The sequence below is a fragment of the Bartonella sp. B23 genome (assembly GCF_053793815.1).
Genome location: NZ_CP200033.1, coordinates 696596 through 718334, shown reverse-complemented (window position 1 = coordinate 718334; position 21739 = coordinate 696596). Strand labels below are relative to the sequence as shown.

Sequence of the window (21739 nt, the reverse complement as noted above, 5' to 3'; positions counted from 1 at the left end):
TTATAGTTGTTTCTTGTACAAAAAATTGCCTTCATAATTATTGTTATGGAGTATATGCTGTGATAGCATCCTCCTAAGAAAAATTACTTAATGTTTGAAAGACCTTTTCTCATATTATAAGTAAAACTTTTAAGGGTATATTTACAAGCTTATCTCAACGAAAAACAATTATTTCCATCTTAAAATGGGAGGGATTCTATGTATGTCTGGTTATCAAGCCAAATGGGCACGTCTGCCACTAATATAGTAGTGGGCGTTGTATTTTTTATAATAACACTCACAGCTCTTGCTACGATCATCCTATCTTTGCGCTGTTTAAAGAGAGGCCAATTCAGTATTAACAGAAAGAAGCCTTCATCACGACTAACTCTCTGCGAGACAATTGCTATAGATCGCGCACGTCGTCTTGTTTTGGTACGTTGTGATGATAAAGAACATTTGCTTCTTATTGGTGGGTTCACAGATATTGTTGTAGAATCTAATGTCGCTAGTGCATCTATCACAAAAAAAATAGAAACACAGCCAACACCAACAACAATGGAAAACAATCTAACCCAAGATTCCACAGAAAAAAGATCTTCTTCTGTAAACAAACAAGGATATACGAAAAACAAAAACACCACTCTTCTTATGGATAAAAACGTTAAAGATTCAGCCATCACTGCTGAAATTGAAGGACGGCAAGAACCATCTTTGTTTATTCCTGCTCCTCCAAAATAAAACATGCAGTTTTCGCTATGTACACTTTATTTTGTTAACTGCTTCTAGTCGTCGCGATAAACTCTTTCTCGCCGTTCGTGGCGTTCTTGTGCTTCCAGTGATAGAACTGCAATTGGTCGAGCTTCAAGACGTTTTATACCAATAGGTTCGCCAGTTTCCTCACAAAAACCATAAGTCCCATTATCTATGCGCTCTAAAGCAGCATCTATTTTTGAGATGAGTTTTCTCTGACGATCACGAGCACGTAATTCGATTGTACGATCAGTTTCGCAAGAAGCTCTGTCAGCCAAATCAGGCTGACCAACATTCTCTTCCTGCAAATTTTCTAAAGTTCCACGAGCTTCTCTTAATATATCATTTTTCCAAGAAACCAATTTAGCACGAAAATACGCCTTTTGTCGTTCATTCATAAAAGGCTCATTTTCATTAGGACGATATTGATCATCAACCTCTTTGCTCATGCCATAAAAACCTCCGTATATGGTATGTGCAGCCTATATATTGTGCAACAGCGATCAACACAAGAGTAAAATGCTTTTTTTACTTCTCTAACAATGTGTTTAAAGCTATTTTTTAGATCTTTACTATCCTTTTACATAGCACGTACTCTCTTGGCACAACTATTGATAATCACCCTTTCCGACTATCACTACAAACCTATAAAAAAGCTGCACGTTCATACCAAACAATCAAACGACAGTCAAAAGATGCTAAATCGTCTAAGAGAATGGGGACACCAGTCTGCAAAATTCCCCGTTATGCTATATTAAACTGTTCATCTTGTGTTTCACTGTCACGTTTGGCAAAAATATCTGCTAATGAACGATGTTTTTCCGCCAAGCTATTAACATAAAAATTTCCGTTCTCATAAACGACTGATTCTTAGTGATTATGTCGCATGAGGTAAACAAGAAACGTTAGAAGATCATAAAATAAATAACAACATGCTGAAACTGTTATTTCGCGCTTTCTCTTAAAACTATCTGTTGTCACAACATGCAGAGCTCCTGCAAAATGGCTTATAGCATTTCGATATTCTTGCGAAGAAAACCGTAATATTATGTTGAATTTTAGGCATTAAATATGTTTTATGATTTAGCATATTTTTCACTTATACAGCTTTTAAATTCAAGTAATTTTTCCATAAAAAGATTGATTATAGGTAATAGGTATTTTTCCTTTTACGTCATAACACAAAAGTTATTTTAGTATACAGAATTACATGATAAAACAGCCAATCAAGGAGACATTAATGCCCCATTCTTATCTTATTTCACCTTCACTCTTAGCTTCTGATTTTTCCAAACTTGGACAAGAAATATTGGATGTTGTCGATGCTGGTGCAGATTGGCTTCATCTTGATATCATGGATGGCCATTTTGTTCCTAATATTACTTTTGGTCCTGATGTCGTCAGAGCACTGCGCCCATTAACCAAAGCAATATTTGATGTTCATTTGATGATTACACCAGTAGATTTTTATCTTGAAGCTTTTGCAAAAGCGGGTGCAGATATTATAACCATTCATGCTGAAGCAAGTCCCCATCTTCATCGTTTACTGCAAACAATCAAAAAAAGTGGAAAAAAAGCAGGTATTGCGATCAATCCAAGTACACCAGAATATATGCTTGAATATTTGCTTGATCAATTAGATCTTATTCTCATTATGACCGTCAATCCTGGCTTTGGTGGACAAAGTTTCATTCTAGAAATGAAAGACAAAATTAAACGTGTTAAAAGCATGATTGCTAATAGACCTATTGATCTTGAAGTTGATGGTGGTATCACAGTTGATACAATCGGGATAGCTGCAAAAGCTGGTGCAAATGTATTTGTTGCAGGCTCTGCAATTTATAAAAATGGAAACAAAGAGCTTTACAAAACACGTATTAATGCATTGCGCCAAGCAGCAGCTCTCTAACGATAAGGAAAAAATTATGATAACACGTTACTCTCGTTCTGAAATGGTAGCAATTTGGTCACCTAAAACGAAATATCGTATTTGGTTTGAAATTGAAGCTCATGCCTGTGATGCCTTAGCTGAGTTGGGAATTATTCCAAAAGAAGCAGCAAAGATTATTTGGAAAAAAGGAGCTTCAGCCGAATTTGATGTCAATCGCATTAATGAAATTGAGGCGATTACCAAGCATGATGTTATAGCGTTTTTGACACACCTAGCTGAGTTTATTGGACCAGAAGCTCGTTTTGTCCACCAAGGGATGACATCATCAGATGTTTTAGATACAACGCTTAATATTCAATTGATGCGTGCCAGCGATCTTTTGCTAAAAGACATAGATCAGCTTCTTGAAGCATTAAAAAAACGTGCTTTTGAACACAAAGAGACGATCACCATTGGGCGAAGTCATGGCATTCATGCTGAACCAACAACATTTGGAGCAAAATTTGCTCTTGCATATGCTGAATTTTTCCGTTGTCGCAAACGTCTTCTTGCAGCACGAGAAGAAATTTCTACTTGTTCTATTTCAGGAGCTGTAGGGACTTTTGCTAATATTGACCCACGCGTTGAAGAACATGTAGCAAAAGCTTTGGGGATGCGTGCGGAACCTGTTTCCACTCAGGTTATACCACGTGATCGTCATGCCATGTTTTTTGCCACTCTTGGTGTTATCGCTTCATCTATTGAAAGATTAGCCGTAGAAATACGCCATCTACAACGAACAGAAGTCCTTGAAGCAGAAGAACACTTTTCACCCGGACAAAAAGGCTCATCCGCTATGCCGCATAAACGTAATCCAGTTTTAACAGAAAACCTAACGGGATTAGCGCGTATGGTGCGTGCATTTGTGATACCCGCCATGGAAAATGTAGCACTTTGGCATGAACGTGATATCTCTCATTCATCCGTTGAACGATATATTGGTCCTGATGCTACCATTACACTTGATTTTGCTCTTGCTAGACTGACATCTGTCGTTAAAAATTTAATCGTCTATCCAGAAAACATGCAAAAAAATCTCAATAAATTTCATGGTCTTATTCACTCACAACGTGTGCTTCTAGCACTCACACAAACTGGAATGAGCCGTGAAGATTCTTACCGAATTGTACAACGAAATGCAATGAAAGTTTGGGAACAAGGAAAAGACTTTTTAGAAGAATTGCTCAACGACAAAGATATAGCAAAAGCTCTAAGTGAAGAGGAACTTCGCGAGAAATTTGACCTTTCCTACCACACCAAATATATTGACACAATTTTTGAACGCGTTTTTGGAGAATAACAAAAATTGCATACGAGAAACCAACAGATTGTTTTCGTCTATGAGATAAAAGCTGTTGTGAAGGAAACAATTCATGAAAGCAAATCAACTCGATATACTTATTGTTCCCGGCTACAAAGGATCTGATTCTGATCATTGGCAAACACGTTGGGAAAAAAAATTGTCTACAGCTCGCCGTGTTAAACAAAACCATTGGTCAAAACCTGTTTGTGAAGAATGGGTTAATGAGGTTAAAATTGCCATCGCGCAAGCTCAAAAACCCGTTGTGATTATTGCCCACTCATTAGGAGTTCCCACAGCTATTCATGCAACACTACAAAATGCAGAAAAAGTTTGTGGTGCTTTCTTTGTTGCTCCTCCAGATGTAGCCAATGAAAAAATACGTCCCAAACACTTGAAGACATTCGGCCCATACCACCGTGAAACATTGCCTTTTTCCTCAGTAGTCATAGCAAGTCGTAACGATGAATTTTGCCAATTTTCTGTAGCAGAAAAACTTGCCAACGATTGGGGGGCACTTTTTGTTGATGCGGGAAAATCTGGTCACATTAATGCAGAATCAGGGCATGGTCCTTGGCCTGAAGGACTTATGATTTTTTCCCATTTTCTTGCAAAAATTTAATTTATAGAAATAGCTTTCTTTACTCCCTCTATATATTGAATTCCTTATTGGTCGAATCTATGTCATAAAAGTTGTAAGAAGTGTTATGGCAATCATTGAGAATTTCTATTAACTAAGATAATATCACCTGCTTGATACCATTAAAACCTCTCAGAGAAATAGAGAATCGCAATGAATCGTCGCCACCGTATTTATGAAGGCAAGGCCAAAATTTTATATGAAGGACCTGAACCAGGAACCTATATTCAGTTTTTTAAGGATGATGCAACTGCCTTTAATGCAAAGAAGCATGAGGTTATCGATGGAAAAGGGGTTTTAAATAACCGTATTTCAGAACATATCTTTAATCATCTTAGCCGTTTGGGTATCCCAACGCATTTTATCAAGCGTATAAATATGCGCGAACAACTCATTAAAGCCGTTGAAATTATTCCATTGGAGGTTGTTGTTCGTAACGTTGCTGCTGGCTCCCTTTCTAAGCGTTTGGGATTACAAGAAGGAACTGCCCTTTCGCAATCCATCATTGAATTTTATTATAAGAATGATTCTCTTGACGATCCAATGGTAACTGAAGAACATATCACTGCCTTTGGATGGGCTGTTCCACAAGAAATTGAAGACATTATGCAACTTTCAATCCGTATTAATGATTTTCTTTCTGGACTTTTTGCAGGCGTTAATATTCAACTTATTGATTTTAAAATGGAGTTTGGTCGCTTGTGGGAAGATGAAACAATGCGTATTGTTCTTGCTGATGAAATCTCTCCTGATTCTTCCCGACTATGGGATATGCAAACACGAGAAAAAATGGATAAGGATCGTTTTCGGCGTGATATGGGAGGACTTATTAATGCTTATCAAGAGGTTGCAAAACGTCTTGGTATCATCAATGAGAATGAACCTCCACGACCAAGTGGTCCAGTTTTGGTAAAATAAACAACAAGGTAATGTTATGTTACCCTTTATTTAATTGGTAGGTATACCTCTTGAAGGAGAGGGATTTTATAAACAGGAAATAAGAAATGAAAGCACGCGTTACAGTTACTTTAAAAAATGGCGTCCTTGACCCACAAGGAGAAGCAATTGTTGGTGCTTTAAAAAGTTTAGCTTTCAGAGACGTTCATTCCGTCCGTCAGGGAAAGATTTTTGATATTGTGCTTGATGATCAGCCTTCTGAAACCGCAAAGCAGAAACTTGAAAAAATGTGTGAAGAGTTACTGGCAAATACTGTCATTGAAAATTATACTATAGAACTTTTTTGAGTGAGTCTCTTCATGAAAACTGCCATCATTCAATTGCCTGGACTTAATCGTGATCGCGATATGGTTGCGGCATTACACTACATAACAGGAGTTGAGCCATTTAAAATTTGGCAAACGGATACCACAATTCCAGATGTGGATGTCATCGTTATTCCTGGTGGTTTTTCTTATGGAGACTACTTAAGATGTGGCGCTATTGGTGCACGAACGCCAGTTCTGCAAGCCGTTCGTGAGAAAGCAGAAAAAGGTGTTACGGTAATCGGTATATGTAATGGATTTCAAATTTTGTTGGAATCTGGATTATTGCCTGGTACTTTAATGCGTAATGCTTCATTAAAATTTGTTTGTCGTGAAATAAAGCTTGAAGTAGCAAATGCTAACACAAGATTTTCTCGGTATTATTCGAGAGGACAAATTATTCGGTGTCCTGTTGCGCACCACGATGGAAATTATTTTGTTGACGATGAAACATTGAAACAAATGGAAAACAATGAGCAGATTGTTTTTCGCTATGCAGAAAATACAAACCCTAATGGTTCAATTCATGATATTGCCGGTATTACCAATAAAGCTGGTAATATTCTTGGTATGATGCCTCATCCTGAAAATTTTATTGAACCCGCACATGGTGGTACTGATGGTCGTTTACTTTTTCAAAGTGTTTTAGAATTAGCGAGTGGATGATGATAAAAAAGGTTTCGTGCTCTTGTTCCGTTTTAAAGTCAAAAATTTATATATCTTCTGTGCAGAGTAAATATACAAATCAAATGCTTCATGGATATAATGGAAAACATTTTCTCAACACACAAAAACTTATTCAAAGGCTGTTTTAGATCCCTGAGTTTACTAAACAAATAACCAATATTTTAATTAGTAGTTTATGAATTTATACCTTATCAAACAACAGAAAAAACCATGATTTAGATTGTTAGGTTTAGAACAATAAAAATGCTAAATTTTAATTAATTTGATGGATAAAATACTTATGAATCCTTGTAATAACATCACTATTACACCAGAATTAGTTGCACAACACGGCCTAAAAAATGATGAATATCAGCATATCTTGACTTTAATTGGAAGAGAGCCAACATTCACAGAGCTAGGCATTTTTTCTGCAATGTGGAACGAGCATTGTTCTTATAAATCATCGAAAAAGTGGCTTAAAACGCTCCCAACAGAAGGAAAATGCGTCATTCAAGGACCTGGTGAAAATGCCGGTGTTGTTGATATTGGTGAAGGTCAATGCATAGTCTTTAAAATGGAAAGCCATAATCATCCCTCTTATATTGAACCTTATCAAGGTGCGGCAACAGGTGTAGGAGGTATTTTGCGTGATGTCTTTACAATGGGTGCCCGTCCTGTTGCAGTTATGAATGCATTGCGCTTTGGATCCCCTAATCACCCACGAACACGCCATCTTGTTTCTGGCGTTGTTTCTGGAATAGGTGGCTATAGTAATGCTTTTGGCGTCCCAACCGTTGGTGGGGAAGTAAATTTTGACGAGCGTTATAATGGTAATATCCTTGTAAACGCTTTTGTCGCTGGTATTGCAAAGACAGATTCTCTTTTTTATTCTAAAGCGCAAGGAGTAGGACTTCCTGTTGTTTATCTTGGAGCTAAAACAGGACGTGATGGTGTCGGTGGAGCAACAATGGCTTCCGCAGAATTTAACGATTCAATCGATGAAAAACGTCCAACTGTTCAGGTGGGTGATTCTTTTACAGAAAAATGCCTTCTTGAAGCCTGCTTAGAACTCATGGAACTAGGAGCTGTTGTTGCTATTCAAGATATGGGCGCAGCAGGATTAACATCCTCTGCAGTTGAAATGGGAGCAAAAGGAAATCTGGGGATAGAGCTTAATCTTGATAAAGTGCCTGTCCGTGAGGAAAACATGACAGCTTATGAAATGATGCTTTCCGAAAGCCAAGAACGTATGCTCATGGTGCTTAAACCGGAATTAGAAAAACGAGCGGCAGCAATTTTTCATAAGTGGGGGCTTCACTTTTCTATTATTGGAAAAACAACAAATGATTTGCGTTTCCGTGTATTGCATCAAGGAGAAGAGGTCGTCAATCTTCCCATCAAAGAACTCGGTGATGAAGCACCTGTTTATGATCGCCCATGGAGTGAGCCTGAAAGAAAAACGATTCTTAAAATCGAAGAAGTCAAGCAAGTTGAAAATCTCGGTGATGCACTCCTTAGCTTATTAAATTCTGCTAATCAAAGTTCACGACGATGGGTTTATGAACAATATGATACGCTTATTCAAGGAAATACTCTTGTTCCTCCAGGAGGCGATGCAGGAGTCATCCGCGTAAGCAATAATGATAAACGTGCTCTTGCCTTTTCTTCTGATGTAACGCCTCGCTATTGTGAAGCTGATCCTTATGAAGGAGGAAAACAAGCTGTCGCGGAATGTTGGAGAAATATCAGCACTACGGGTGCAACACCACTTGCGGCTACAGATAATCTCAATTTTGGTAATCCTGAAAAATCTGAAATTATGGGGCAATTAGTGTGCGCTATTAAAGGCATAGGTGAGGCTTGTAGAATTCTCGACTTACCCATCGTTTCAGGCAATGTCTCTCTTTATAATGAAACTAATGGAGAAGCCATTCTTCCCACACCAACAGTTGCGGGTGTAGGACTTCTTGATGACTGGTCTAAAATGGCAACAATCGGTGGTATGCAAAATGAAGATCCTATTGTTTTGATTGGAGCTTGTGGCTCTCATCTAGGACAATCAATCTACGCGCGGAATATTGTGAATATTGATACAGGTGCCCCACCGCCTGTAGATTTACAGCTTGAAAAAAAACATGGACAATTTGTGCGAGAAGTCATTCATCGTGGTTTTGTTCATGCCGCTCATGACCTTTCTGATGGTGGGCTAGCCGTTGCACTTGCAGAAATGATTATTAAAGCAGGTAAAGGAATCAAAGTAAAATTAAGTAACCAATCACCAGAACATGCAGAACTCTTTGGAGAAGACCAAGGACGTTATCTTTTAGCAGTCAAACCTGAAGCGCTCAATGATCTCAAAAAGCTTGCAAAAATAAGTGCCGTTTCTTTAATAGAGATTGGTAAAGTTGTGGGTGATGCACTTGATATAGAAGGGATATTAACACTTTCAGTAGAAAAACTTACTAAAGCCTATGAAAATTGGTTTCCGCAATTTATGGGCGAAGAATAAAGAATTTTCCGTTTCTTTTGACTATATGATACTCTTATAAAAAATTGACAAGCACAAGGAGAAAAATCATGGCAATGAGTGCCAGTGCAATTGAAGTACTTATTCGTGAAGGTATTCCTGATGCAACTGTAATCATTCGTGATCTCGCTGGTGATGGAGAGCACTACGCTGCGGAAGTAATTTCCGAAAGTTTTCGTGGAAAAAGCCGTGTCCAACAACATAAGATGGTCTATGATGCTCTTAAAGGAAATATGGGAAACGACCTTCATGCTTTAATGTTGCAAACAAATATTCCCAAATAATTTACAAATTTTTCCTTGCATTCATTCACTCAATACGATTAAAAAATGGTATGAGTATAAATGCACACTTACAAGATCTGTAACATCGAGGAATAAAGATGAGCACTGTTCATGATTTTATTGACAATGAAATTAAAAAAAATGATGTCATTTTGTTCATGAAAGGAACACCTGATGCTCCACAATGCGGATTTTCAGGACAGGTTGTTCAAATCCTTGACTATTTAGGGATAGATTATAAAGGGATTAATATCTTAGCTTCTAGCGAATTGCGTCAAGGAATTAAAGACTACTCAAACTGGCCCACAATTCCACAACTCTATATCAAAGGTGAATTTGTTGGCGGCTGCGATATCGTGAAAGAGATGTTTCAAAATAATGAATTGCACGGATTGCTAAAGGAAAAGAATATTTCCTGCAATAAATCATAGACATCTCTCATTGTATTTAGTCTTTTATAGAGCTGTTGTTCAGTCGAAATTTTTATCTCAAGGATGCCGTATGTCATATTCAGTCGACGAGCAAGAGCATATTGATACAATTAGAAAAAGAATTGGCTATAAGGAATTTGTTATTCTCATTGGTGCGCTCATGGCTATCAATTCTATAGCTGTTGATATTATGCTGCCAGCCATGCCTGACATTTTGAACAGTTTAAATGTCATCAATGAAAATGATCAGCATTATATAATCTCTAGTTATCTTATTAGCTATGGCATCACGCAAATACTTTTTGGTCCTATAAGCGATCGTTATGGGCGCCGTAAGATTATTCTTGTTGGTCTTGCTTTATATTCATTTGCAGCGATTGGTTCTGCCTTTGTATCCAATTTTTCTATCTTGCTTATTTTACGTATCTTACAAGGTATGGGAGGTGCCGCTATGCGTGTGCTCACAGTTTCTATTGTACGTGATATTTATAGTGGACGAAAAATGGCAGAAGTTATGTCTATCGTCATGATAGTTTTTCTTATTGCACCAATGATTGGGCCAGCAACAGGACAGGTCATTTTACTGTTCGGAAACTGGCAATTTATTTTTATATTCATGGCAATGATTGGTTTTGGACTAATGGTTTGGATTCAACTGCGCTTGCCTGAGACTCTTCATAAACGACGCTCTCTTTCCTTTTCTGCAATCAAACATAACTTATGGATTGTTATCACCAACCACACAGCACTTTGCTACACACTGGCAACTTCTGTTATTTTAGGTTGTATTTTTACCGCTGTTAATACATCGCAGCAGACGTATGAAGGGATTTATAATCTAGGATTCTGGTTTCCTATTGCTTTTGCCATCGGCGCAGCTTTTCAAGCTCTATCATCATTCCTTAATTCTCAACTCGTGGGGTGCCTCGGAATGCGACGTATAGCGCATAGCATGCTTTTGCTGTTTTGTGCTACTTCATGCATTTGGTTTGTTGGATCTGTCTTAACAGATGGTGTTCTCCCTTTTCTTTTTTATATGCTGTTATTTTCTATACTGATGTTTGCCTGCGGCGGCATTATGGCCAATTTCAATACACTTGCTCTCGAACCAGTAGGAAAAATCGCTGGAACAGCATCTTCTGTATCTGGCTTTCTTCAAACATCTATTGCAACAAGCCTTAGCTTTATAATTGCACAACAATTCAATGAAACAACCACCCCAAATGCAGCAGGATTTTTCTTTCTCAGTATTATCGCCATATTTCTTGTTTTATGGGCCGAACGTGGAATTCTTTTTAGACAGTACGATAGTAATTCTCATTAATAAATGCTGCTATGAAAAGTTAATGAAATAACACAACATTTTCTTTATGATTTAATTGGTAAATTTTCCTGATTTTGGAAAGCCTTTTGGAACCAAATACCCCTTCCCAGCACGCGCTCCCATCCATTCAATAAGATCGTCAGCTTGACGATTAAAGCAGCGTTCGGCTGTATCTTGCCAGCTTAACCCATCTGATAAATTAAAAGTTTTGGCATCAACAATGCCCCCCTCTTTGTAACGTTGTAAACGCACACCTTTACCGCGACTCATTTCTGGTATTTGTTCAGTAGCAAAAACAAGCATTTTACGATTTTCACCAACCACTGCAACATGATCACCTTTTACTGGAATACAAAGCTTTAATTGATCAGGGGGCTTCACATTCATAACTTGCTTGCCTTTTCGTGTGTTAGCAATCGCTTGCGCCCCAGATACAATAAAGCCATTTCCATGAGATGAAACTAAGAGAAGTTTTTCCTGTGCATTATATACAAAAGCTATCAAGATATCATGCTCATCATCCATATCCACTAAAAGACGAATTGGTTCACCATGTCCTCGCCCTCCAGGTAAACTATTTGCAGCAACAGCAAAAAATTTTCCACCAGTACTTACCAACACAATCTTATCTGTAGTAAACGCTGGAAACGCTAACTTCAAACTGTCTCCTTCTTTGAAAGAAAGTGTGCTGTAATCACTCAAATGTCCCTTTAAAGTACGCATCCATCCTTTTTCAGAAATAACAACAGTAATCGGTTCCTTCTCAATCATTGCCTGATGAATATCGTCAATATCACGCCTTGGTACTTCCTCGAACGTTGTACGCCTTTTTCCTAAGAAAGTATCAGGAGAAAAAATTTTGCGAACTTTTATAATTTCCTCTGAAATTATTTTCCATTGCTTTGTACGAGAGGACAACAAATTCTGCAGTTGTTCTTTTTCAGTCCTCAAGCTTTCAAATTCTTTACGAATTTCAAATTCCTCAAGTTTACGTAAAGAACGCAAACGCATATTCAAGATGGCTTCAGCTTGATTTTCTGTTAATTTAAAACGATTAATGAGCCTCTTTTTTGGTTCATCTTCTTCACGAATAATCTGAATGACCTCATCAAGATTTAAATAGGCGATAAGATATCCATGAAGAATTTCTAATCGGTGATCAATTTGATTAAGCCGATAATGAGAGCGACGGATAAGGACTTCTTGACGATGTTCAAGCCATTGCTGCAAACTTTCCCGCAAAGAAAGAACATTCGGTATTTTTCCTAAAGACAAAACATTAAGGTTAAGAGGAAATCTGACTTCAAAATCGGTTAATTTAAAAAGATATTCCATAAGAATCTCTGGATCAACAGTACGATTTTTAGGAACAAGCACGATGCGGATATCTTCTGCTGACTCATCTTGAATATCTTCAAGCATTGGTAATCGCCGTGCAAGGAGTAATTCTGCTGTTTTTTCAATAAGGCGTGATTTTTGAACCTGATAGGGAATTTCAGTAACAACAATCACGTAAGAACCACGGCTACCAGATTCCTGATGCCAACGTGAACGCAACCGAAAAAAACCACGTCCTACACGATAAGACTCCTCAATACTCTTTTTAGGCTCAACTAAAATACCACCTGTTGGAAAATCAGGTCCAAGCACAAATTGATTCAATTCCTCATCATTGACATCAGGATGTGCAATCAAATGAAGTGCTGCATCACAAAGCTCAGCAACATTATGGGGTGGAATAGATGTTGCCATACCAACAGCAATACCTGAAGAACCATTCGCTAAAAGATTAGGAAAAGCCCCCGGTAAAACAACCGGCTCTTCATCTTCCTCATTATAGGTTAAACGAAAATCAACGGCGTTTTCACTAATCCCCTCAAGCAACAATACAGCCACTTCAGTCATACGCGCTTCTGTATACCGCATAGCAGCAGCATTATCACCATCAATATTACCAAAATTGCCTTGTCCATCAATCAAGGGATAACGAACGGCAAAACTCTGAGCCAAACGCACTAATGCATCATAAATAGACGCATCACCATGCGGATGAAATTTTCCCATCACATCCCCAACAATTCGTGCACATTTCGCATAAGACTGCCTTGGATTAAGTTTAAGTAAACGCATAGCATGGACAATACGACGATGCACAGGTTTCAAACCATCACGTACATCAGGCAATGCACGGTGAGTAATAGTAGAAAGTGCATAAGCTAAATAACGCTCCTGTAAAGCAGAACGTAATTCTATTGGTTCAATGTGTTCTTGATCAAAAGGTAAACTCATTTTACTAAACATAGCAATTAAGACGACAATTCTCAAAATAATAAGCAATTATTCCATAAGATTTTTTTATTACAATTTCTTTATGAATCGATTTATTTTTATTTAAAATCGACTATATAAAAAAGAGGTAGTGTGATTAGAACATGAAAAGAAAGTTACAACCAATTTGAAAAATTTTATACACGCGCTCTGAACTGCATCTAAGCTTTATACAGGAATACTTAATGAAAGAATCTGAGATCTTTTTAAAAAATCTAATAATAAATGGGATCTCTCACCTTATAGATATCTAACAAGAAACCACGCATGGTAAATAACAAAGATTTTTTTACAGTGAACTCTACGAATTTCCCAAAGATAACGCAATATTTTATAATACTGCATTATCTTATAGATGCGAAGATACATAGCTGTTTTACAACATTTAAAAATTTAAATGAATCATATATCTAAGTTTTTTATAAAAAATACACACGCTAATGTAATTTAAAAACATTAAAATTACACTGTAGATAGAAAAATGGTAAAAGTTTAGAGTAAATTTATTAACCATTTTTTGCAGCAGAGGCAACTCGTATTCCTAAATCATGTAATTGTGCAGCAGAAACATCAGATGGAGCATTCATCAAAAGATCAAGTGCTTGCTGATTCATAGGAAACAAAGCAACCTCGCGCAAATTTTTAACGCCTTGCAAAAGCATAATAATACGGTCAACACCAGCTGCCATACCGCCATGCGGTGGTGCTCCATAATGAAATGCACGATAAAGAGCACCAAAACGATCTTCTACTACTTCTTTAGAAAGACCGGCAAGATTAAAAACTTTAAGCATCATCTCTGGTGAATGATTACGGATTCCACCTGATGCAATCTCATAACCATTACAAACAAGATCATATTGAAAAGCTTTAAGATTAAGAGGATCTTGGGACTCAAGAGCATTTTCTCCCCCCTGAGGCATAGAAAAGGGATTATGCGCAAAATCAAGCTTTTTTTCATCTTCATTCCATTCAAAAAATGGAAAATCAACAATCCACGCTAAAGAAAAACACTCCCGATTGATAAGGTCTAATTCTTCCCCTACCCGTGTGCGTGCCGCTCCCGCAAAAGATGCAAATTTCTTTGGATCTCCCGCCACAAAAAAACAGGCATCACCACTCTCAAGGCCAAGCTGCGTGCGGAGTGATTCAGTTCTTTGTTCGCCAATATTTTTGGCGATAGGACCAACTCCTTTAAACTTTTCCTCTTCTTCACGCCAAAAAATATACCCAAGTCCCGGCTGTCCTTCACTTTGTGCCCATACATTCATACGATCACAAAAAGCACGACTTCCACCTGTTCTAGCCGGAATAGCCCACACTTTTGCATTTTCATCATTCGCTAAAATTTGAGAAAAAATTTTAAAACCAGAATCACAAAAATGCCGAGAAACATCTTCCATGATAATCGGATTACGTAAATCTGGTTTATCAGAACCATATTTCTGCATTGATTCATCATAAGAAATACGAGGAAAGCTTTGTGTTACAGGCTTTCCATTTGAGAACTCTTCAAAAAGAGAACGCATAATGGGTTCCATTGTCACAAAAATATCTTCCTGTTCAACAAAACTCATTTCAACATCTAATTGATAAAATTCTCCCGGAAGACGATCAGCACGTGGATCTTCATCTCTAAAACATGGAGCAATTTGAAAATAACGATCAAAACCCGACATCATCAGCAATTGTTTATACTGTTGAGGTGCCTGCGGCAGTGCATAAAACTTTCCTTTATGAATACGACTTGGAACTAAAAAATCGCGCGCTCCTTCTGGTGATGATGCTGTCAAAAGTGGTGTAGTAAATTCTGTAAAACCATTGTCTTGCATAAACCGTCTAATGGCAGCAATAATTTCAGTGCGACGCATTATATTTTTGTGCATAGTTTCGCGACGTAAATCAAGAAAACGATATTTTAACCGAATATCTTCTGGATAATCAGGTTCGCCAAAAACAGGGAGAGGAAGTTCATCAGACTTTGAAAGAATTTCTACCTCTTGCGCAACAATTTCAATCTCTCCTGTTGAAAGAGATGTGTTAATAACTTCATTAGAACGTGCATACACTTCCCCATCTACACGGATGACCCATTCAGAACGTACCATTTCAATAACTTTAAAAGCTGGTGAAGCAGGATTGGCAACAATCTGTGTAATTCCAAAATGATCACGTAAGTCTATAAAAAGGATTCCGCCATGATCACGGATACGATGAATCCATCCAGAAAGACGAACTTTTGTTCCTACATCACATTTACGAAGGGCAGCGCAATTATGACTGCGATAACGGTGCATAGTTTTTGCCTTTGATTATAATTCCACATGCGCTACAAACGCTTTTTGGCAACCATTTGTCAAGGTATGAGGATAAAGACTCGAAAAAAAAGTCAATAAAAGACAAATTTAATTTATCCGGCTATAATAGAATGATGAATCTTATTACACAAATAACAGATCTTGAAATTGCACTTGATGCCTTACGTACCTCAGATTTTGTAACAGTAGATACCGAATTTATCCGCGAGACGACTTTTTGGCCTCAACTGTGTTTAATCCAGCTTGCATCACCAGATGTCACGCTGATGATTGATCCAATGGCACAAGATATTAATTTACAAGCATTTTTTGATCTCATGGTCGATAAAAATATTGTCAAAGTTTTTCACGCTGCACGTCAAGACATTGAAACAATTTATCATCTTGGAGGAATCATTCCCTATCCTCTCTTCGATACGCAAATAGCGGGGTCAATTTGCGGATTTGGTGATTCTATATCTTATGATCAAATTGTACAACGCTGCACGGGTCATCAAATTGATAAATCTTCCCGTTTTACAGATTGGAGTTGCCGCCCCCTCTCCGAAAAACAACTTCTTTACGCACTTGCTGATGTGACCTATTTGAGAGATGTTTATCTCTTATTAAAAAAGCAGTTAGAAAAAAATAAGCGCACGCACTGGATGGATGATGAAATAGCGATTCTATTAAATCCAAAAACCTATGATATACCTGAAGATGAAGCATGGAAAAAAGTAAAAGGAAAAATACAAAAACCACGTGAGCTTGCCGTATTACAAAAAGTAGCAGCTTGGCGTGAACGAAAAGCACGAAATTATAACATTCCGCGTCGTCATGTCATGAAAGATGAATGTCTTATTGAAATCGCAATTCAACAGCCAAAAGACGAATCTGCTTTGAAGCGTTTACGTAGCCTGAATAAAAATTGGGATAAATTCTCAATCGCACAAACATTAATAAAAGCTGTACATGAAGGGTTAGAGGTTGACCTTGCTACTTTGCCTCCCCTTCCTAGATATAATCCACTTAATGAGACATCGACTGCCGTTATCGAGCTTCTCAGAGTACTCTTAAAAGTTGTTGCGAACGAAAACGGTATTGCACCTAAAATTATTGCAAATTCCAATGATTTAGAAAAAATCGCAAATGGGTGTATCAAAAAAAATATCCCTGCTATGAATGGTTGGCGCTATGAAATATTTGGTCAAAAAGCTGAACAAATGCTCAATGGACAGATAGGGTTTTATTTTAATAATGGAAAAATAAGTACAAAACAGCTTTAATTTACAAAAAATAACCATTTGCATTATACGACTGCCGCCATAAAAATCTTCTGAAGAGGATTGTATACCTCGTTTAATGTCAAATTTGGTAGAAAAGAAAAAAATTAACAATTAATTCGCTAAGCTAATTTTATTTAAAAAAATAGAAACGGGCTCTCAACAAACTTTAAGTAAGCACTTTCACTATTAACTGGAATATGCTCCCAAAATGATGACTAAATCTTAACAGCGGAAAGCATTCAATTCTAAAATAGAAAAAATTATTATATAACAATATGTTGACGTATTATAAAAAAGCAGCTTAGCGCAAAATAAAAGTGTAGAAGCATGACATTCTGCACTATTATATCATAAAAATGAATGCCTTATTATAAAGAGCAACTCAAAAACCACAAGATGAAGCTGCATAACGATCAAAATACATAACAATGTAATATAGGATAGAAAAAGAATTAAAAAATTTCAAAAGAAAGAGGCAATTTTATTATTTTAGATAATTTCTTCAGTCGAGTAAGAGGGCGTTCCCCTAATAAATCAGCATAACGTTTTGGGATACGCAAGACAATATGATCTGTTTTTTTATGCCATAATAAATGAGGTAAAACACCTGCGGTAGACGCACTAAAAAGATGAGCAACACGCATAGTTTCACCGAGAATTCGTGCTTTTTCAATTATATTTCTGGTTGCTAATTGAAAAATAGGAAAAGATTCTTCATCAATTAATAAACTTGTGTTGCGAAAAAAAACAGCAAGCGCAGCATAAAGGCGCCCCTCATGAGAAATTCCCGGATAAGATCCCAATGCTATCTGATTAGCAGCTTCATTTCCTCGATAATCTGGATGTATACGCCACCCAATATCCGCAAGAAGACAAGCTGCTTTGCGGTAACGGCATTCATTTTCAGTTTCTGAGATTTCAAAAACATCAAAGGCATTCGTAGTGAAATCAATGAGTTCTTCTGCCTGTTTTGGTGAACGCGCCCGTAGAATTGCCATTTCAGTGCATGCTGCAATGAGAGGATCTGCAACACGGACCTCTTGCGGCAATCTTGAATAAAGAAAGCCTTCGCGAACTCCAGCTCCAGAAAAGATTATCTTTTCAAATCTCATAGATTGAATAAGTTCAATAAGAACGATCGCTCCATAAGACAAAAGCTGACGGCGATTTTTTGAAACAGCTGAGATTCCTTTCATATTATCGATATTGCCATTCACAACAAAGCGTAAGAAATTTTTCATTTCAACGGCATCAACTTCATAACCATGCATAACAGGTAGTTGATAATGTTTGGTTGCCATATGAAGTTTTGCTAAATTACGCCAAGTTCCTCCTACTGCATAAAAATAACGTGCCATACCTTTACGAACAATAGCAGATTTACTGAAATGCTCATGAGCAATTTTTGTGGCAACCGCAATATTATTATTGGACAGATACTGTAGCCGTAAACCGCCTAACGGTAGAGTTATCCCCTCATCTACATCAGAGTCATCAATACGAATAAGTTCAAGACTTCCGCCACCAAGATCTCCAGAAATACCATTTGGCCGATAAAAAGTAGAAATAACCCCATATGCTGAATAAAGAGCTTCTTCACTTCCTGAAAGAAGGTATATTTTATTTTGCAAAATACTTTCTACGTTTTGAATAAATACTGATCCGTTTTTTGCTTCCCGTGTTGCTGCTGTTGCTAGTGTATAGACATCATATGCCCCAATCTGTCGACAAAGCGCATGAAACCGTTTCAATGTTTGCAACGCTATTTTCATGGATTTTTCTTCTAAAAATCCAGTTTTTGCAACACCTTGACCAAGACCACAGAGAACTTTTTCATTAAATAAAACTGTTGGAGAACGAACAAGACCTTCATAAATAACAAGCCGAACAGAATTTGAACCAATATCTATAACTGCAACAGGCTTGCATCCCTTCAGCCGATCCTGAGCATTCATATATGTCATCGAATTTCAATCTTTACGCAGTTTGGCATACTGCCGATGCAACGAAACTAAATGCGAAGCAGAAGACTCAAACAATTCTTTCCACCTCAAAGGATCTTCTTTGGCCATAAAATACTCCTGCGCATTAAACGAAATTTCACCTCTTTGTGGTGTTATACGCCTTGATGCACCGTTAGCTAATATATCAAAGCTTTGTTGATTATCAATAATATTAGCCAGCATAATTTGTAAAAGAATCTGCTTACGAACCGTTTTATTAAAAACTGGAACCAATATTTCAATACGATGATCCAGATTCCGAGGCATCATATCAGCCGATCCTAAATAAACAAGTGCACTTTCATTGGGCAAATCTTCACCGTTACCAAAACAAAAAATGCGACTATGTTCCAGAAAACGCCCTACAATTGATTTTGCACGAATATTGTCTGAAACTCTTGGAATATCAGGACGTAAACAGCATATGCCTCGCACCACAAGATCAACCTGTACACCCGCTTTACCAGCACGATATAAAGCATCGATGATTTCAGGATCAACCAATGCATTAACCTTTATCCAAATAGCAGCAGCATGCCCTTGTTGTGCATGGGTAATTTCTTCTTCAATATGCTTCAGAATACGATTACGCAATGTTAAGGGTGAAAAAGCAATCTTCATTGCTTTATTGGGACGTTCATACTGAGCGATATAATTGAACAGCAATGCAACATCATGAGCAATATCATCATCAGTGGTAAAAAAAGAAATATCGGTATAAACTTTAGCATTAACTGGATGATAATTTCCAGTTCCAAGATGAACATAAGAGCAAAGACGTTTTCCTTCACGCCTTACAATCAGTGACATTTTAGCGTGTGTTTTTAATGCAATAAAACCAAAAAAAACATGCACGCCCGCATGCTCAAGATCGCGCGCCCAACGAATATTAGCTTCCTCATCAAAACGTGCTTTAAGCTCAACCAAAGCAGTCACCGATTTCCCTTTTTCAGCAGCCTCAATCAAAGCGCTAACAATTGGGCTATCATTTGATGTACGATAAAGAGTTTGTTTGATTTCCACAACATCAGGATCGCTAGCAGCCTGACGTAAAAATTGCACCACAACATCAAATGACTCATAAGGATGATGAATCACGATATCATTTTCACGAATAGCTGCAAAGCAATCACTGTTATATTCACGAATACATTCAGGAAAACGAGGATTATAAGGAATAAATTTTAGATCATCACGTGGAATAGAAACAATTTCTGATACCGTATTAAGCGCCAACAATCCATCGAGAACACTGATACAATTATCAGGAACAGCAAGACCATTCGTTATAAATTGGCGTAAATTCTCTGGCATTTTTGCATCAAATTCGATTCGAATAACCTGCCCGCGACGACGTCTTTTAAGAGCATTTTCAAAAAAATGAACAAGATCTTCAGCTTTTTCTTCTACTTCAATATCACTGTTGCGAATTACCCTAAATGTACCAATTCCATCAACTTTATAATCAGGAAATACATAATTCATAAAAAGGCCCATAACATCTTCAGACGCAATGAAACGAAAATGATTACCTTCTTGAGGAAGAAGAATAAAACGTTTTAAAGAGATTGGAATAGGCAACAAAGCTATGAGTAAGGATTGATTGGCACACCGAGACAATCGGAGAGCAAGAGAAAGCCCTAAATTGGGAATAAAGGGAAAAGAGTGAATATGATCGACAGGTAAAGGCTTTAGAACGGGATGAATTATATCAAGAAAATATTTTTTAAGCCATAATTTTTCAATTTCTGAAAGCCCATCAGGAGAAATAATTTCGATACCATTCTGTTTTAATTCGTGACGTAAAACTCTTAATTCTTGTAGCTGATTAGCTTGCAAATGTGAAATCTCGGCCAACACAAAATCAAGCTGCTCCTGCGGTGTACGTCCATCTGCACTGCACTCTGTAACCCCAGCACGAATTTGAGCGGTCAAGCCAGCAACACGAACCATAAAAAACTCATCAAGATTTGCTGCTGAAATCGAAAGAAACTGTAGTCGTTCTAATAAAGGATGCCTTGAATTAGCGGCTTCCATCAATACACGCGTATTAAATTGTAGCCATGAAAATTCTCTATTAATAAATCGATTCGGATTATTCATTGTTATATCCGATAAAGAAATATGATCTTCCACCCTCTTTTTCATATATTATAGATAAACTTTCCTGATATTTTCTAAGATTCTTATAAGTAAATATTCAACAGAATTCTTTACGATATATTACCGTAATAATAACATATAAATGATCAACTTTTTGCATATTATTTATATTTAATATTTCAAGATAATTTAAGCTATTTCTACGTACAAAACACTACAAATATAAAAATTGACGCATATAACATAAAAGATAGTCAGTTTTCTTAAAAGTACCTTGCATTATTATAATCTTTATTGGAAATTAATGCATATAGAATAGAGGATTCAAATCATACTTTATTAAGCAGTTTGCCCGGAGATTACGTGCCATGGCTGATCACATCATCCCCCATTTTCAAAACGATCTTGGATATAAAATAATCGAAATTGGTGTAAAAGAATTTATGTGTGTGGGCGCTACACAACCGTTTGATCATCCCCATATTTTTATCGATATGGGATCAATGGATGAAAAAATTTGCCCTTATTGTTCAACACTTTATCGCTATGTTTCCTCACTATCGTATAATCAAACAAACCCAACAGGGTGTTTATATCATCCAAACAATTCATTGTAGTGTATT

General features: G+C 37.2%; 18 protein-coding genes and 1 pseudogene. 13 read left to right on the top strand and 6 right to left on the bottom strand.

Annotation, left to right across the window (positions count from 1 at the left end; all coding sequences use genetic code 11):
• The first annotated feature begins 198 nt into the window (after nucleotides 1-198).
• The gene (locus V4B17_RS03055) at nucleotides 199-720 is read left to right on the top strand and encodes a flagellar biosynthetic protein FliO (protein WP_455480011.1); all 522 of its coding nucleotides are present in this window, start codon (nucleotides 199-201) and stop codon (nucleotides 718-720) included.
• 44 nt (nucleotides 721-764) lie between these two features.
• Here the strand turns inward: V4B17_RS03055 and dksA are convergent, their stop codons facing one another.
• Together dksA and V4B17_RS03045 are read right to left on the bottom strand one after the other, a co-directional pair.
• Nucleotides 765-1181, bottom strand: a complete 417-nt coding sequence (gene dksA / locus V4B17_RS03050) for an RNA polymerase-binding protein DksA (RefSeq protein WP_455480010.1) — start codon at nucleotides 1179-1181, stop codon at nucleotides 765-767.
• A gap of 208 nt (nucleotides 1182-1389) precedes the next feature.
• A pseudogene (locus tag V4B17_RS03045) lies at nucleotides 1390-1822 on the bottom strand (flavin reductase family protein); the annotation flags it as partial.
• A 150-nt stretch (nucleotides 1823-1972) separates the two neighbouring features.
• Here V4B17_RS03045 and rpe point away from each other — a divergent pair.
• The 10 genes from rpe (at nucleotide 1973) to V4B17_RS02995 (ending at nucleotide 11099) form a co-directional block, all read left to right on the top strand.
• Entirely contained in the window at nucleotides 1973-2641 is a 669-nt protein-coding gene (rpe, locus tag V4B17_RS03040) for a ribulose-phosphate 3-epimerase (RefSeq protein WP_455480009.1), read from the top strand.
• A gap of 16 nt (nucleotides 2642-2657) precedes the next feature.
• Entirely contained in the window at nucleotides 2658-3962 is a 1305-nt protein-coding gene (purB, locus tag V4B17_RS03035) for an adenylosuccinate lyase (RefSeq protein WP_455480008.1), read from the top strand.
• 73 nt (nucleotides 3963-4035) lie between these two features.
• Nucleotides 4036-4584 (top strand): RBBP9/YdeN family alpha/beta hydrolase, encoded by a 549-nt coding sequence (locus V4B17_RS03030; RefSeq protein WP_455480007.1) that lies wholly within the window; start codon nucleotides 4036-4038, stop codon nucleotides 4582-4584.
• 171 nt (nucleotides 4585-4755) lie between these two features.
• A complete protein-coding gene (purC, locus tag V4B17_RS03025) occupies nucleotides 4756-5520 on the top strand; it encodes a phosphoribosylaminoimidazolesuccinocarboxamide synthase (RefSeq protein WP_455480006.1) in 765 nt (254 codons plus the stop codon).
• Between the two features lie 86 nt (nucleotides 5521-5606).
• Nucleotides 5607-5846, top strand: a complete 240-nt coding sequence (gene purS, locus V4B17_RS03020; RefSeq protein WP_455480005.1) for a phosphoribosylformylglycinamidine synthase subunit PurS — start codon at nucleotides 5607-5609, stop codon at nucleotides 5844-5846.
• Nucleotides 5847-5858: 12 nt separating this feature from the next.
• The gene (purQ, locus tag V4B17_RS03015) at nucleotides 5859-6530 is read left to right on the top strand and encodes a phosphoribosylformylglycinamidine synthase subunit PurQ (RefSeq protein ID WP_455480004.1); all 672 of its coding nucleotides are present in this window, start codon (nucleotides 5859-5861) and stop codon (nucleotides 6528-6530) included.
• A 301-nt stretch (nucleotides 6531-6831) separates the two neighbouring features.
• Entirely contained in the window at nucleotides 6832-9042 is a 2211-nt protein-coding gene (gene purL / locus V4B17_RS03010) for a phosphoribosylformylglycinamidine synthase subunit PurL (protein WP_455480003.1), read from the top strand.
• 68 nt (nucleotides 9043-9110) lie between these two features.
• On the top strand, nucleotides 9111-9344 hold the full coding sequence (locus tag V4B17_RS03005) for a BolA/IbaG family iron-sulfur metabolism protein (protein ID WP_455480002.1): 234 nt from the start codon (nucleotides 9111-9113) through the stop codon (nucleotides 9342-9344).
• 98 nt (nucleotides 9345-9442) lie between these two features.
• On the top strand, nucleotides 9443-9775 hold the full coding sequence (gene grxD / locus V4B17_RS03000; RefSeq protein ID WP_455480001.1) for a Grx4 family monothiol glutaredoxin: 333 nt from the start codon (nucleotides 9443-9445) through the stop codon (nucleotides 9773-9775).
• A gap of 70 nt (nucleotides 9776-9845) precedes the next feature.
• Nucleotides 9846-11099 carry a multidrug effflux MFS transporter gene (locus tag V4B17_RS02995; protein WP_455480000.1) on the top strand — a complete coding sequence of 418 codons (1254 nt, stop codon included), beginning with the start codon at nucleotides 9846-9848 and terminating at the stop codon, nucleotides 11097-11099.
• A gap of 51 nt (nucleotides 11100-11150) precedes the next feature.
• Here the strand turns inward: V4B17_RS02995 and parC are convergent, their stop codons facing one another.
• Both parC and aspS read right to left on the bottom strand, forming a co-directional pair.
• Nucleotides 11151-13400 (bottom strand): DNA topoisomerase IV subunit A, encoded by a 2250-nt coding sequence (parC, locus tag V4B17_RS02990; RefSeq protein ID WP_455480171.1) that lies wholly within the window; start codon nucleotides 13398-13400, stop codon nucleotides 11151-11153.
• Nucleotides 13401-13933: 533 nt separating this feature from the next.
• The gene (aspS, locus tag V4B17_RS02985; RefSeq protein WP_455479999.1) at nucleotides 13934-15724 is read right to left on the bottom strand and encodes an aspartate--tRNA ligase; all 1791 of its coding nucleotides are present in this window, start codon (nucleotides 15722-15724) and stop codon (nucleotides 13934-13936) included.
• A gap of 131 nt (nucleotides 15725-15855) precedes the next feature.
• Here aspS and rnd point away from each other — a divergent pair, with 131 nt between their 5' ends.
• Entirely contained in the window at nucleotides 15856-17010 is a 1155-nt protein-coding gene (gene rnd, locus V4B17_RS02980) for a ribonuclease D (RefSeq protein WP_455479998.1), read from the top strand.
• A 452-nt stretch (nucleotides 17011-17462) separates the two neighbouring features.
• On the opposite strand, the gene ppx is transcribed toward rnd, so the two are convergent.
• A complete protein-coding gene (gene ppx, locus V4B17_RS02975; RefSeq protein WP_455479997.1) occupies nucleotides 17463-18974 on the bottom strand; it encodes an exopolyphosphatase in 1512 nt (503 codons plus the stop codon).
• A gap of 6 nt (nucleotides 18975-18980) precedes the next feature.
• Nucleotides 18981-21161: an RNA degradosome polyphosphate kinase gene (locus V4B17_RS02970; RefSeq protein WP_455479996.1), complete on the bottom strand. Its 2181-nt coding sequence runs from the start codon at nucleotides 21159-21161 to the stop codon at nucleotides 18981-18983.
• A 323-nt stretch (nucleotides 21162-21484) separates the two neighbouring features.
• On the opposite strand from V4B17_RS02970, the gene V4B17_RS02965 reads away from it, so the two are divergent.
• On the top strand, nucleotides 21485-21733 hold the full coding sequence (locus V4B17_RS02965) for a zinc-finger domain-containing protein (RefSeq protein WP_455479995.1): 249 nt from the start codon (nucleotides 21485-21487) through the stop codon (nucleotides 21731-21733).
• The last annotated feature ends 6 nt before the right edge of the window (nucleotides 21734-21739 follow it).